Below are 13724 nucleotides of genomic sequence, written 5' to 3' on the forward strand. Positions count from 1 at the left end.
TCAGGACTCCCCGGGTTCGTCGGTGACGGTGGGTCCGGCGGGGCCGGAAGGCGGAGCGGGCGCGGCGGGCTCCGCGGGCTCCGCAGGCCGGGCGGCTCCCCCGGGCCGGACGTCCCCGGCCGGCGAGCCGTCCGCGCTCGCGGCGGTGCACTCCCAGCGGCAGCCGTGGCCGGTCGGACCGTGCGTCAGCCGGTGCGCGGGCCGGTAGCCCTTGGCGCGGATGTTGGCGGACAGCGCCTCGGTGCAGTAGGTGCAGGGCGAGGCGAGGGTCAGTCGGACGCCCGAGCGACGGGCCTTCTCGCGGTAGTCCCAGATCGCGCAGTGCGTGATGGTGAGCCCGGCGTGCTCGGGGCCGGGCTCCGCGTCGTCGTCGAACTCGTAGTCCGAGCCGTACAGTTCGGCCTGCCGGGCGATCCGGTGGATCGGGTCAGCGGCGCCCCGGCCGTGGTCGGGCTCGACGTCGCGGTGCACCTCGGCGTTGGAGCGCGCCCAGTCGCCGAGCACCTCCTCGCCGTAGCGGAGGACGAGGAAACGTTCCATCAATGCCTGGTCGCGGAAGAACACCCGCTGCCACTCGACGGCCGGCGCGTCCCGCTCGGGCAGGTCCGCGAAGAGCTCGGACTGCAGGACGAACCAGTCGGTGAGGTGCAGTTCGTCCCCGCGGGACACCAGGTACCGCGTCAACCCGGCCTCGGCCTCGTGCAGCCGCTGCCGCCAGAGCGCGGACCGCTCGGCGTCCGGCATCGCGCGGTACGGCGACCTCGGCTGCTCCGCACCGGGGCGCCGTCGGCCCGCGCCGGCGGCCAGGACCGCCGTGCGCGGCCCGGCCTCGCCGCCCGCCCGGCCACCGGAGCCGGTCGCACCGCCCGTCCCGTCGGACACACCCCCCATCGGGCCATCTCCCTTCGGCTGAACGATCCTTCGGACCGTCGTGTCGTCGTCGTTCCCGCCACGCTACGAAGCGGCCCGACCGGCTCGGTAGCCCCGAACGGCGCCGGTCAGGGCGCCGATCGTCGCCGTGCGGATGCTCCGAAGGTCGCCCGGCGCCCCGCCCTCCGGGAGCCGGGGCACGGCGAACGGCGGCACGGCGGCACGACGGCACGACGGCACGGCGACACGGCGAACGGCGGCACGACGGCACGACGACACGGCGACACGGCGACACTGCGGCACGGCCGAAGCCGGAGACCGTGAAGGGCGGACACCACGAAGGGCGGGCCCCGCGTACCGGCGGGACCCGCCCTCGGGCGGTGCGTGCGTGGGAGCCGGACCTATCCGGCGAGCCCGTGGCGGTGGGCGTAGAGCGCGGCGCGCAGCCGGTCGGGCTGCCCGATCTTGCGCATGGCCTGGGTGAGGTGCTTCTTCACGGTGGCCTCGGCCAGGGCGAGTTCACGCCCGATCTCGGCGTTGCTCAGCCCGTGCCCGAGCTCGACGAGCACCTCGCGCTCGCGCTCGGTCAGCCCGGCCTGCTGCGGCGGCAGTTCGCCGAGGTGCCGGGCGGGTGCCGCCGCATGGGTCCGGGCGGGCGGCGGCGCCGGCAGGAACACCGACCCGCCGGCCGCGACGAGTTGGACCGCGCCGATGATCCGTTCCCCCGCGAGGTCGAGCGGGAAGCACCCGCTGGCTCCGGCCAGCAGCATCCGGCTCGCCTCGGCGGTCGACTCGGCCCGGCGCAGCAGCAGGACCCGGGCGTCGGGTGCCCCGTCGGGTCCGCGCAGCGCCACCACGGCCGCCAGGTCCTCCTCCAGGCTCGCCCCGCGGCCGAGCAGGACGACGTCGGGGGCGATGCGGTGCACGGCCGCCACGGCGCGCAGCGGGTCACCGGTGGAGCCGACCACCGCCAGTCCGGGCGCGGTGGCCAGCACGCTGCGCAGCCCGGCGCTGGCCACCGAGTGCCGCTCGACCAGGAACACCCGGGCGAGCGCGGTGCGGTCGCGGTCCTCGTCCACGCACATCGGGTGGCCGCAGCCGCAGCCGGCGTCGGCCCGGCCGGGGGCGGGCGGTGCCGGTTCGGCCAGCAGCTGGTGACCGGCGATCAGGTCCAGCGGGTTGTCGATCTCGGCCCGCGGCCGGGCCGGCCCGGTTCCGGGGGCGTCCCCCGGGCCGGGGCCGCCGCAGGCGCCGCGGCGGGCGGGAAGCCGGCGGCCCCGAGGGCCGGCCGGGGCGGCGAAGGTGCTCACTGCTGCCATCGGGCACCTCCGGGGACGGAGGTCGGACGTCTGTGGCGTGGCATGGCGATGCGGTCCCCCTAGCTGGTGGCTGGTCGGCCCCGTGGACGCGGTGTGCTGCGACAGGGCTCCGCCGGCGACGCGGACGGGCGTCGGGCATGGATTCCGGGTGAGGAGGGGGCGCCGACCGCGGCGGGTGTGGACCGGGGCGGTCAGCGCGTGGAGCGCGATCGACAGGACTCGTCGAAACACCTTCGGTGCCACGAGCCGCCGATCCCGACCAAGGTGAAGCCGGTCCGCCGAATAGCCATGCGGGGAACCCTAGGTCCGGTTCCTTGTGCTGGTCAAGGACAGGACCGGGCCCCGGCGGCCCGGGCAGCGGCACTCCCGCCACCCACGGATCCTGTGACCGGGAGTAACAGCACCAGGAACTGACTGGCTGTCCGGGCCGTGCATCCGCAACGCTCCTCCAAGCGACCGCGGCCGCCGCGGCGGTGCTCCGACTCCCGCTGACGGCACCCGAGTTCCGCTGACGACCCCGGACACGCGCCGACCGCCCCCGCCCCGGGGCCGAACCGACGGCCCGGCCCACCGGACCGCCCGCACACCCGACCCTCGGCCCTCTCCCCTCCGCACACCCGACCCCTGACACACCCGTCCCTCGGCCCTCTCCCCTCCGCACACCCGACCCCTGACACGCCCGATCCCTGACACGCGCCCGATCCCTGACACGCGCCCGACTCCCGACACGCCCGACTCCCGAAGGAGCAGCAGGACCATGCCCGCACCGCCCCACCGGCCCACCGCCGGCCCGTCCGGCGCCCCGCCCCGGAGGGCCGACGGGTGACCCGGTTCCTGCTGCGCCGGCTCCTGCTGGCCGTCCCCACGCTGCTCGGCGTCACCGCCGTCGTCTTCGCGACCGTCGCGCTCGTCCCCGGCGACCCGGTCGCCGCCTTCCTCGGCCCGGGAGCGCCGCCCGGAGCGCGGCGGGAACTCACCGAACGGCTGGGCCTGGACCAGCCGTTGCCCGTCCGCTACGTCGACTGGCTCGGCCACGCGCTCACCGGCGACCTCGGTACGTCCGTCTCCGGACAGCGCCCGGTCGCCGACCTCCTGCTCCCCGCGCTCGGCCGGACCCTCACCCTGACCGGGGCCGCGTTCCTGCTGGTGCTGGCGGGCGGGGTGGCACTCGGCGCGGTGGGTGCGCTGCGCCCGCGCGGCCCCGGTGGGCGGATCTCCGGGGCGTTGTCCACCCTCGCGGTGTCCGCGCCGCAGTACTCGGTGGCGCTGCTGCTGATCGCCGTCTTCGCGGTCGGCCTGCGCTGGCTGCCGGCCGGCGGCACGCACGACGTGTTCGGTTCCGGCGGCCCGGCCGACCTGGCCAGGCACCTGGTGCTGCCCGCCGTCGCGGCCGCGCTCGTGCCGCTCGGCCTCACCGCCCGGGTGTTCCGGGCCGCGCTGGGCACCGTCCTGGCCGGCGAGTTGGCCGACTCGCTGCGCGCCCGCGGTCTGCGCCCGGCCGCCGTGCTGCGGCACTGCGTGCACAACGCCTCGCCCGCGCTGCTGACCATCGGCGGCCTGCAACTCGCCTACCTGCTGGAGGGGGTGGTCTTCGTGGAGACCCTGTTCGCCTGGCCCGGTATCGGCCGGCTGCTGTACGACGCGCTCACCGCCCGCGACCTGCCCCTGGTGCAGGGCGGGGTGCTGGTGGTGGCGGTCGCGTTCGTCGGCGTCAACCTCCTGGTGGACGCGGCGCACGCGGCGATCGACCCGAGGGTGAGGGTCTGACATGACACCGACCCGGTGGACCGGGCGGAACGCGGGCCTGGTTCTCTCCGGTGCGCTCGCCGTACTGCTGCTCCTGCTCGCCCTCGCCGCACCGCTGGTCGCGCCGTACGACCCGGCCGCCGGACGGCTCGCGGACCGGTTGCTCGACCCCGGCAGCCCGGGCCACCTCCTCGGCACCGACGGCCAGGGCCGCGACCTGCTGAGCCGTCTGGTCTGGGGCGGGCGTGCCTCGCTCACCGGCGGGCTCGTGCCGGTCACGGTCGCCACCGTCGCCGGGACGCTGCTCGGCATCGCGGCGGGGCTCGGCGGCCGCCTCACCGAGCAGGCCCTGCTGCGCACGCTGGACGTGCTCTACGCGTTCCCCGGGGTGCTGCTGGCGATCGCCGTCGCCTCGCTGCTCACCCCCGGCCTGGGCGCGACGGTGCTGGCGCTGTCCGTGGTGCTCACCCCCGCGGTCGCCCGGGTCGCGTTCACCGAGACCCGGCGGATCCGCAGCTCCGAGTACCTGGAGGCGGCCCGGGTCAGCGGCGCCGGCTGGGGCGCGCTGGTGCTCCGTCAGGTCGTCCCCGTGGTGGCGCCGGTGGTGCTCGTGTACGCCTCGTCGCTGGTGGGGCTCGCCGTCGTGTACGCCGCGGGGCTGTCCTTCCTCGGGCTCGGCGTCGCCCCGCCCACCGCCGAGTGGGGCGCGATGCTGGACGAGCTGCGGCCCGCCCTGCTCACCCATCCCTGGGTGGCGGTGCTGCCGGCCCTCGTCATCCTCGCGGTCTCGGTCGTGTTCAACACCCTCGGCGAGGCGCTGCGCACCCGCATCGGCGACGCCGCCGCCCACCTGCCACGGGCCACCCCGGCGGCGGCCCGGCGAGCCGCGAAGCAGGTGACCCGATGAGCCACGGAAAGGGTGGCCCGACGAACGGTGGATCGGCCGGCCCGACGAACCGCGCATCGGGTGACCGGACGGGCGCACTGCTGGAGATCGACGGTCTGGGCGTCACGTACCCCAGCGGCGTCCGGGCCGTCGACGGGGTGTCCCTCGCGCTGCGGGCCGGCGGCGCCCTGGTGCTGCTCGGCGAGTCCGGCAGCGGCAAGACCACCGTCGCCCGGACGGTGCTGGGCCTGCCCGGGCGCGGCGCTGCCGTGAGCGGCACCGTCCGCCTCGCCGGGACGGACCTGCGGACGCTCGACGAACGCGCGCTCTCCGACGTCCGCGGCCGGCGCATCGGCTACGTGCCGCAGGACCCGAGCTCCTCGCTCGACCCGCTGCGCCGGATCGGCCCGCAGCTCGCCGAGGTGCTGCGCCGGCACGGGGTAGCCGACGGCCGTCGGGCCGCCCGTGCCGCCGTCCCCGGGCTGCTCGCCACCGCCGGCGTCCCGGATCCGGAGCGGGTCGCCCGGGCGTACCCGCACGAACTCTCCGGCGGCCTGCGCCAGCGCGCCGCGATCGCCCTCGCGATCTGCTGCGGGCCGGAGCTGCTGATCGCCGACGAGCCGACCACCGCGCTGGACGCCCTGGTCCGCGGCCGGATCCTGGACCTGTTCACCACCCTGCGCGCCGACTGCGGCATCGCGCTGCTGCTGGTCACCCACGACCTCGCGGTGGCCCGGCGGATCGGCGGCACGGTGGCGGTCATGCGGGCCGGGCGGGTCGTCGAACTCGGCCCGGCCGAGCGGGTGCTCCGCGAGCCCGACCACGCCTTCACCGCCGCCCTGGTGGCCGCCGAACCGGGAGCCCGCCGATGAGCACCGACCCCCGCACCGCCGCCGGCCTGCACACCGCGACCGACCAGCGCCCGACCGGCCCCCACACCGCGGCCGACCACCGGCCCGCACCCACCACCGAGGCCCCCCTGCTCGCCCTCGACGCCGTCGGCAAGCGCTTCGGCGACCGGACGGCCCTGGCAGGGGTCAGCCTCCGCGTCGCCCCCGGCGAGACCGTCGGCCTGGTCGGCGAGTCCGGCTCCGGGAAGTCCACCATGGCCCGCCTCGCCCTGGGCCTGCTCTCCCCCGACTCCGGCAGCGTCCGCTTCGCGGGCCGCGACCCGTACCGGCTGCGCGGGCGCGCCGACCGCGCGCTGCGGGGCCGGCTGCAGTTCGTCCCGCAGCACCCGCGCGGCTCGCTCAACCCGAGCCTGCGGGCCGGGGAGGCGGTCGCCTTCGTCCTGCGGCTGCACGGCACGCCGCGCGCCGAGCGTGCCGCGGAAGTCGCCCGGCTCTTCGCCCAGGTCGGTCTGGAGCCCGCACTCGCCGCCCGCTACCCGCGGGAGCTGTCCGGCGGGCAGCTGCAGCGGGTGGCCGTCGCCCGGGCGCTGGCCACCGGGCCGGAGCTGCTGGTCTGCGACGAGCCCACGTCCGCCCTGGACCGCAGCGTGCAGGCCCGGCTGCTCGACCTGCTCACCGGTCTGCGTGAACGCACGGGCCTGGCCTACCTGTTCATCTCCCACGACCTCGCCGTCGTCCGTCATCTCGCCCACCGGGTGCTGGTGCTGCGGGCGGGCCGGGTGGTCGAGGAGGGCCCCGCCGACCGTCTCTGGGACTCCCCCGCGCACCCGTACACCCGGGCCCTGCTGGAAGCCGCCACCGGCGCCGCCCCGTCCGCGCCCTGACGCCCACGCCCACGCCCACGCGACCGCCCTCCCCCGACGAACCACAGCCGCACCACAGCCGCACCGCAGACGCACCGCAGACGCACCACCGAACCGACGAGGAATCACCATGAACCGCACCGCCCGCATCCGCTCCAGAGCCGTCGCCCTGCCGGCCGCCGTCGCCCTGCTCGCCGCAGCCGCCGGCTGCGCGGGGTCCGACGGCGGCTCGACCGGGGCGGGCGGCGGTGACGGCCGCGGCGGGACACTGGTCATCGGCGCCACCGGCAAGCTGCCCAACACCGACACCGTGATCGGCGGCGCGGGTTTCGAGGGCAAGCGCCTGGTCTCCTTCCAGCTCTACGAGGGCCTGACCCGCTACGAGTTGCTCAAGGGCACCGACAAGCCGCCGGTGGTCACCGGCGCCCTCGCCACCGACTGGCAGGTCGCGGCCGACCGCAGGACCTGGACGTTCACCCTCCGCAAGGACGTGAAGTTCCAGGACGGCACCCCCTTCGACGCCGACGCCGTGGTCTTCAACCTGGCGCGCTACCTCGACAAGGGCAGCCCCGAGTACACCGACGCCCTGGGCGCCGCCGCCGCGGAGTACGCGGGCGACATCGTCTCCTACCGCAAGACCGACGCCGAGCACGTCGAACTGGTCACCAAGGAGCCCAACGGCCACTTCCCCGAGGACCTCGCGCACGTCCTGATCGCCAGCCCCACCGCCGTCCGCAGGTCCGGCTCGGCGAACTTCGCCCAACACCCGGTCGGCACCGGCCCGTTCAGCTTCGTCTCACAGACCGAGGGCCAGCAGATCGAGCTCGCCGCCAACAAGGACTACTGGCGTGGCGCCCCCAGGCTCGATCGGCTGGTGATCAAGGCGCTGCCGGACGCCGCCGCCCGCACCGCGGCCCTGCGCTCCGGCGGCGCCAACTGGATCGAGTACCCGAACCCGGACGACATCGAGAGCCTGACGTCGGACGGCGTCACGATCGCCACCAACAGCTACGACCACCTCTGGTACTGGATCCTGGACACGTCCAAGGCACCCTGGAACAACCCGCTGGTGCGCCGGGCCGCCAACTACGCGATCGACCGCAAGGCCATCGCCGACAAGCTGCTGCACGGCACCGCCGACCCCGCCTACCAGGCCGCGCCGCGGGCCACCGCCGCCTACGACCCCGCCGGCGACACCTACTCCTACGACCCTGCAAAGGCCCGGCAGTTGCTCGCCGAGGCCGGCGTCCCGAACGGCTTCGCCACCTCCGTCACCGTGCCCACCGGCGGCAGCGGCAACCTGCTGCCGGTGCCGATCGCCGAGGCCCTCCAGCGGGACCTCGCCGCCGTCGGCATCCGGGTCGAACTGCGCACCACCGACTGGACCACCCTGATCGGCGCCGAGGCCAAGGGCCAGGTGGCACTCGGCTCCGATGCCGTCGCCCAGTCCACCACGCTGTTCCAGTCCGAGGCGCTGCTGCCGCTGTTCATCGGTTCCGGGAGCCCGTTCTGGACGGGCCACTACGCGAACCCGCAGGTCGACGGGTTGCTGGCGGCCTCGGCCGCCGACGCCGACCAAGCCGCCCGGCAGGCCGGGTACCGCAAGGCCCTCACGCTCGTCACCCAGGACGCGCCCTGGCTGTTCGTCGTCAACGACCGCAACCCGCGGGCCCTTTCGCCGAAGGTCCACGGGCTGGTGCAGCCGCAGTCGTGGTTCCTCGACCTCACCACGGTCTGGGTCGGCTGAGCCCCGCCCGCACGACATCCCACCCCGCCCCCACCCCCGCACCGAAGCACCCCGGCACCGAAGCACCGAAGCACAGAGCGCCCAGGAAGGACACCCGTCCGATGACCACCCCGTACCCGCCGCACCACCACCCCGAGGCCGAGCCACCCAAGTGGGGCATCACGCTGCCCCTGCCGGGACTGACCATCGACCGGCACCGCTTCCTGGTCGAGCGGCTGCCCGACCTCGGCTACACCGACGTGTGGAGCGCCGAGGGTGGCGGCACCGATGCCTTCACCCCGCTGGCCGCCACGGCGGCGTGGTCCCCGTCGCTGCGGATCGCCACCGGCATCGTCCCGGTGCACACCCGCGGCCCGGCGGTGCTCGCCCAGACCGCCGCAACGCTCGCCCAACTCGCCCCCGGCCGGCTCCTGCTGGGCATCGGCGCCTCGGTCCCCGCCCACGTCACCGACATCAACGGCATTCCGTTCGACGAACCGTTCAAGCGCACCCGGGACGTGCTGCGCTTCGTCACCCGGGCGCTGCGCGGCGAGTACGTCACCGGCGGGTTCGACACCTTCGACATCACCGGCTACCGGCTGCCGCACCCGCCGGCCGAGCCGGTCAAGGTGATCCTGGGCGCCCTGCGGCCCAACATGCTCCGGCTCGGCTTCACCGAGGGGGACGGCGCCATCACCAACCTGCTGTTCCCGCACGACGTGCCGAAGATCCTGGAGACCGTCGGCCCGCAGCCGCCCGGCAAGGAGCTGGTGGTGAAGGTCTTCGTCTGCCCCACCGAGGACACCGACTACGCGCACCGCGCCACCCGGCCCTTCCTGGCCTGGATCCTCAACCGCGAGCCGTACCGGAAGTTCCACGAGTGGCTGGGCCACGGCGAGTTGCTCGCCGAGACGCACCGCCTGTGGACCTCGGGGGACCCGGAGGGCGCCCAGAAGGCCCTGCCGGACGAGGTGGTCGACGGGCTGTTCGTCAGCGGCTCCCCGGAGGAGTGCCGCGAGCGCATCCTGGCCTACCACCGCCCGGGCGTCACCACGATCCAGCTGTACGTGTCGCTGCCGCCGGAGGTGTTCGTCAGCCGGGCGAAGCTGCTCGACACCCTGGCCCGGCTCGGCCCCGCCGCCCGCTGACCCACCACCGCCCCACCCCACCACCGCCCATCACCACCACCCGCCCCGCCGCCGTTCCGTCCCGATTCCCATCCGAGGAGAGTCCGTGCCCCTGGAGATCCGCGGCGGGGTCCGCGCCGCCCCCGTGCCCGGCAGCACCCCGCAGGAGCGCCAGGCCCTGCGCTGGGCCCCCGACGGCCGCGACCGCACCGCCGACCCCGCGTACGTCACCCGCACCGCACGCGAGAACGAGGAGGACGGGCTGGACAGCGCCCTGGTGGTGCAGTCCAGCTCGTGGCCCGACCCCTGGCTGGTGGCCTCCTGGGCGCTGGCCGCCACCACCCGGCTGCGCGTCGCCGTCGCCCACCGGGTCGGTACCACCGCGCCGACCGTGGCGGCCCGCTCCCTGGCGACCCTGGACCGCCTGTCCGGCGGACGGGCGGCGGCGCACGTCGTCATCGGCTCCAGCGACCGCGACACGGCCCGCGACGGCGACCTCCTCGACAAGGCCGAGCGCTACCGCCGCGCCGAGGAGTACCTCGACCTGTTCACCCGCTACCTCGCCGCCGACCGGGACATCGACCACGAGGGCGAGTTCTACACCGTGGCCGACGCCCGCCCCGGCCTGCACCCGCGGCCGGGCGGCGAACTGCTCTCCTTCGGCGGGTCCTCACCGCAGGGCCTCGACCTCGCGGCCCGCTACGCGCAGGTGTACGCCGTCAGCCCCCTGCCGCTGCCCGACACCCGGCGGCGGATCGCCCAGGCCCGCGCCGCGGCCGCCGCCCACGGCCGGTCCCTGCGGATCTGGCGGCACATCACCGTCGTCCTCGCCGACACCGACGAGGAGGCCCGCGACCGCGTCCGCCGCCTGCGCCGGGACGCCCTGCGCCTCACCTCCGGCGGCGCCGGCGGTCGCTGGCGGGAGGCCGTCCAACTCGACCGGGACCGCGAGCGGGGCCGCTCCGACCCGGCCCACGGCGACGAGCAGGTCGCCGCCTACGTGCGCCGCTCCCTCACCGCCGCCTACACCGGCTCCCCGGCCACGGTCGCCGCCCGCATCGGGCTCCTCCGGTCGGCGGGCGTGGACATCGTCCAGCTCGACCTCCCGGTGGAGACCGACCACGACCGGGAGCTGCGCCGCACCCTCGTCCGTCACCTGCGGGCCGGCCACGGCACCCCGGCCGACCGCCGCGGCTGGTGAGTGCACGGTCCGTAATCGCCCGGTCCGTAAGTGCACGGTCCGTCGCCCGTCAGGCGTACAGCGCCACCCGGGGCTGGACCGTGCCCGGCGAGGTCCGGAGCACGGTGAGCCGGTAGTGCTGGGTGAGGGTGTGGTGGCTGTGGAGGACCAGCTTCGCCGAGGTGAGACCGGTGTACAGGGTCCCGGTCTGGCTGGCCAGCGGCACGGTCCTCCAGTGGCCGCCGCTCAGGACCTCCAGCCGGACGTCCGACGGGCTGAGGAAGGGCCCCCGGTCCGGCGACTCGACCAGGATCTGCGGGGCGACGGTCTGGTCCGCCCCGGTGCCGTTGCGGTAGGTGACGGTGATCCGGTGCGCGGCGTGGTCGGTCGGCAGCGGGCTGCCGGGCAGGTCGACGAAGGAGACCGGCACGGCGACGGCCGGCGCCTGCGGGGCGGACGCCACCGCGGCGGCCGCCGACGAGGGCAGCGTGAACGCGGCGGCCGGCAGGACGGCGAGGGCGGTCAGGGCCAGAGCCCGGCCGAGGAGCTTCGTGGTCGGCATGGGGGCCTCTTTCGATCGTTCTCGGCTGCCCCGGAAATCCACCGGAGGCCGCGGCGTACCCGTCCACCCTGCACTCCGACGGCGCAACGCGCATCCGCGCCGCCGCGCAGCCCCGCCGTGCGGCCCGCCCCGCCGACCTCCCGCCGACTTCCCCAGACGTCCCCCGACTTCCCCCCGACGCCCGGGAGGGCCGGGGGCTCCGGCCGGGTAGGGCTGTGGGGGGCGGTCCCGCCCCGTCACCCGGCCGTTCGGGAGGAAACCGATGTCCGCACCGTTCCAGCACCGCCGGTTCGCCGTCGACGACGACGGAAACGACCTGGGGTACGTCGTGTCCCTGCCGGACGGGTACCGGGACGGGCCCGGGCCGTGGCCGCTGCTGCTCTTCCTGCACGGCGCGCTGGAGCGCGGGGAGGACCCGGCGGTCCTGGCCACGCACGGACCGGTGCGGCAGATCACCGAGGGGGCGCGGCTGCCGTTCGTCGTGGTGGCCCCGCAGTGCCCGGCCCACAGTTCCTGGGTGGCGGAGCTGAGCGCCCTCGCCGGGCTGGTGGAGGAGGTGGGCCGGGAGTTCCGGATCGACCCGGACCGTCGGTACGTGACCGGCCTCAGCATGGGCGGCACCGGCTCGTGGGCGCTCGCCGCCCGGTACCCGCACCGGTTCGCCGCCGCCGTGCCGGTGTGCGGTTCCTGGCTGCCCGAGTCCGCGCCCCGCCTCGCGACCGTGCCGGTGTGGACCTTCCACGGGGAGGAGGACGAGGTCATCCCGTTCGCGCACACCGAGCGGTTGGTCGACGCGCTGCGGGAGCTGGGCGCCCCGGTGCGCTTCACCCGCTACCCGGGGGTCGGCCACGACTCCTGGACCCGGACGTACGACGACCCCGAGGTCTACGCCTGGCTGCTCGCCCGGTCCCGCACCGACCCGCACGGCCGGGGAACGGTCCCGGCCCCCGCCCCGGCCGCCGGGCCCTGAGGCCGGTCGGCCGCCCGGGCACCGGTGCGGGAGCCGCCCGGTGCCCGGGCGCCGACAAGGGGCCCGACGGGAGTCCGCCCACCCGGTGGCCCGTCTCCGCCGGGCGCCGCGGAGGGATCCCCACCGAAGGGTGTGAGCCGCCATGACCACGACCGTTGCCGCCTACGCCGCCCCCGCCGCCGGGGCCCGGCTGGGCCCGACGACCATCGAGCGCCGCGCGGTCGGCGAGCACGACGTCCTGATCGACATCGCCTTCGTCGGCATCTGCCACTCCGACATCCACCAGGTCCACGAGGGCTGGGGCGCCGCGATCTTCCCGATGGTGCCCGGCCACGAAATCGCCGGGGTCGTCGCCGCGCGGGGCTCCCGCGTGACGGCCTTCGACGTCGGTGCCCGGGTCGGCGTCGGCTGCATGGTCGACTCCTGCCGGTTGTGCGCGAACTGCCGGGCCGGCCTGGAACAATACTGCGCCGACGGCCCGGTGTGGACGTACAACTCCGTCGGCAGGGACGGCCGGCCCACGTACGGCGGCTACGCGCGGACCGTCGTCGTCGACGAGAACTACGTCGTGCGCGTCCCGGACGCCCTGTCGCTGGACGTGGCGGCCCCGCTGCTGTGCGCGGGCATCACCGCCTACTCCCCGCTGCGGCACTGGAACGCCGGTCCCGGCAGCAGGGTCGCCGTCGTCGGCCTCGGCGGCCTCGGTCACCTGGGCGTACGGATCGCGCACGCGCTCGGCGCCGAGGTCACCGTGCTCTCGCAGTCCCTGCGGAAGAAGGACGACGGCCTGCGGCTGGGCGCCGACCACTACCACGCCACCGCCGACCCGGCGACCTTCGAGGAGCTCGCGGGCCGCTTCGACCTCGTCCTGAACACCGTGTCCGCCCCGCTCGACTTCGCCGCCTACTTCTCGCTGCTGCGAACCGACGGCGCGCTGGTCAACCTCGGCCTGCCCGAGGACCCGGTGCACGTCGAACTGCAGTCCCTCAGCGGGAACCGCCGCAGCCTGAGCAGTTCGGGCATCGGCGGAATCGCGGAGACCCAGGAGATGCTGGACTTCTGCGCCGGGCACGGGGTGGCGGCCGAGATCGAGACGATCCGCGCCGACCAGGTCAACGAGGCCTACGAGCGGGTCCTCCGCAGCGACGTCCGCTACCGCTTCGTCATCGACGCCGCCACCGTCTGACCGGGTTCGGCGCCGGTGGTCCCCGGCCGGCCCCGATCGCGGTGGCAGCGCCCGCGCTGCGGGGCGACGCTGGAGGGGGCAGCCGAAGTCCCGTGCCAGGCCGAGGAGGTCGAGCCGTGAGGTTCATCCAGATCATCGAGTACCGGACCCGTCGCATCGACGAGTTCAACGCCCTGCTCGACAGCTGGGTCGAGAAGAACGCGGGCCACCGTCTGGCGACGCGGGCCCTGCAGACCCGTGACCGCGACGGCGAGGACGTGTACCTGAACATCGTGGAGTTCCCCTCGCACGAGGTGGCGATGGAGAACTCCGCCCGGCCGGAGACCGCCGAGTTCGCTTCGCAGGTCGCGGCGCTGTGCGAGGGCCCGCCGTCGTTCCGCAACCTCGACCTGCTGGAGGAGCGGTCCTTCGAGGGCTGAGGCCCCGGTGCAGCGGGCC

13 protein-coding genes are annotated in these 13724 nt (G+C 75.6%); 10 read left to right on the plus strand and 3 right to left on the minus strand.

The genetic code is table 11. The annotated features are described in order from the left end of the window. Positions 1-891 carry a hypothetical protein gene (locus ACFV0O_RS20340; protein WP_380343511.1) on the minus strand — a complete coding sequence of 297 codons (891 nt, stop codon included), beginning with the start codon at positions 889-891 and terminating at the stop codon, positions 1-3. 380 nt (positions 892-1271) lie between these two features. Further along, positions 1272-2189 carry a LuxR C-terminal-related transcriptional regulator gene (locus ACFV0O_RS20345; protein WP_380343513.1) on the minus strand — a complete coding sequence of 306 codons (918 nt, stop codon included), beginning with the start codon at positions 2187-2189 and terminating at the stop codon, positions 1272-1274. Positions 2190-3011: 822 nt separating this feature from the next. Between ACFV0O_RS20345 and ACFV0O_RS20350 the strand changes: the two genes are divergently transcribed. From ACFV0O_RS20350 to ACFV0O_RS20380, 7 genes are all read left to right on the plus strand, one after another. Continuing rightward, a complete protein-coding gene (locus ACFV0O_RS20350; RefSeq protein WP_380343516.1) occupies positions 3012-3956 on the plus strand; it encodes an ABC transporter permease in 945 nt (314 codons plus the stop codon). 1 nt (position 3957) lies between these two features. Then, positions 3958-4842 carry an ABC transporter permease gene (locus ACFV0O_RS20355; protein WP_380343519.1) on the plus strand — a complete coding sequence of 295 codons (885 nt, stop codon included), beginning with the start codon at positions 3958-3960 and terminating at the stop codon, positions 4840-4842. Beyond that, on the plus strand, positions 4839-5693 hold the full coding sequence (locus ACFV0O_RS20360; protein WP_380343521.1) for an ABC transporter ATP-binding protein: 855 nt from the start codon (positions 4839-4841) through the stop codon (positions 5691-5693). Before ACFV0O_RS20355 ends, ACFV0O_RS20360 begins: the two co-directional genes overlap by 4 nt. Further along, a complete protein-coding gene (locus ACFV0O_RS20365; protein ID WP_380343524.1) occupies positions 5690-6556 on the plus strand; it encodes an ABC transporter ATP-binding protein in 867 nt (288 codons plus the stop codon). Before ACFV0O_RS20360 ends, ACFV0O_RS20365 begins: the two co-directional genes overlap by 4 nt. 109 nt (positions 6557-6665) lie before the next feature. Next, positions 6666-8282, plus strand: coding sequence for an ABC transporter substrate-binding protein (locus ACFV0O_RS20370; protein ID WP_380343527.1), 1617 nt, complete (start codon positions 6666-6668; stop codon positions 8280-8282). A 101-nt stretch (positions 8283-8383) separates the two neighbouring features. Continuing rightward, positions 8384-9409, plus strand: a complete 1026-nt coding sequence (locus ACFV0O_RS20375; RefSeq protein WP_380343529.1) for an LLM class F420-dependent oxidoreductase — start codon at positions 8384-8386, stop codon at positions 9407-9409. An 85-nt stretch (positions 9410-9494) separates the two neighbouring features. Continuing rightward, complete coding sequence (locus ACFV0O_RS20380; protein WP_380343532.1) at positions 9495-10589, plus strand: LLM class flavin-dependent oxidoreductase; 1095 nt, start codon at positions 9495-9497, stop codon at positions 10587-10589. A 49-nt stretch (positions 10590-10638) separates the two neighbouring features. Here the strand turns inward: ACFV0O_RS20380 and ACFV0O_RS20385 are convergent, their stop codons facing one another. Beyond that, positions 10639-11130, minus strand: a complete 492-nt coding sequence (locus tag ACFV0O_RS20385; RefSeq protein WP_380343534.1) for a signal peptide protein — start codon at positions 11128-11130, stop codon at positions 10639-10641. A 262-nt stretch (positions 11131-11392) separates the two neighbouring features. Between ACFV0O_RS20385 and ACFV0O_RS20390 the strand changes: the two genes are divergently transcribed. The 3 genes from ACFV0O_RS20390 (at position 11393) to ACFV0O_RS20400 (ending at position 13705) form a co-directional block, all read left to right on the plus strand. Further along, entirely contained in the window at positions 11393-12100 is a 708-nt protein-coding gene (locus tag ACFV0O_RS20390) for a prolyl oligopeptidase family serine peptidase (RefSeq protein WP_380343536.1), read from the plus strand. Positions 12101-12242: 142 nt separating this feature from the next. Continuing rightward, positions 12243-13286, plus strand: a complete 1044-nt coding sequence (locus ACFV0O_RS20395; protein ID WP_380343539.1) for an NAD(P)-dependent alcohol dehydrogenase — start codon at positions 12243-12245, stop codon at positions 13284-13286. A 116-nt stretch (positions 13287-13402) separates the two neighbouring features. After that, positions 13403-13705 (plus strand): hypothetical protein, encoded by a 303-nt coding sequence (locus ACFV0O_RS20400; protein ID WP_380343542.1) that lies wholly within the window; start codon positions 13403-13405, stop codon positions 13703-13705. Positions 13706-13724 lie beyond the last annotated feature (19 nt).

The sequence above is a fragment of the Kitasatospora sp. NPDC059577 genome, from assembly GCF_042735475.1.
Taxonomy (GTDB): Bacteria; Actinomycetota; Actinomycetes; order Streptomycetales; family Streptomycetaceae; genus Kitasatospora.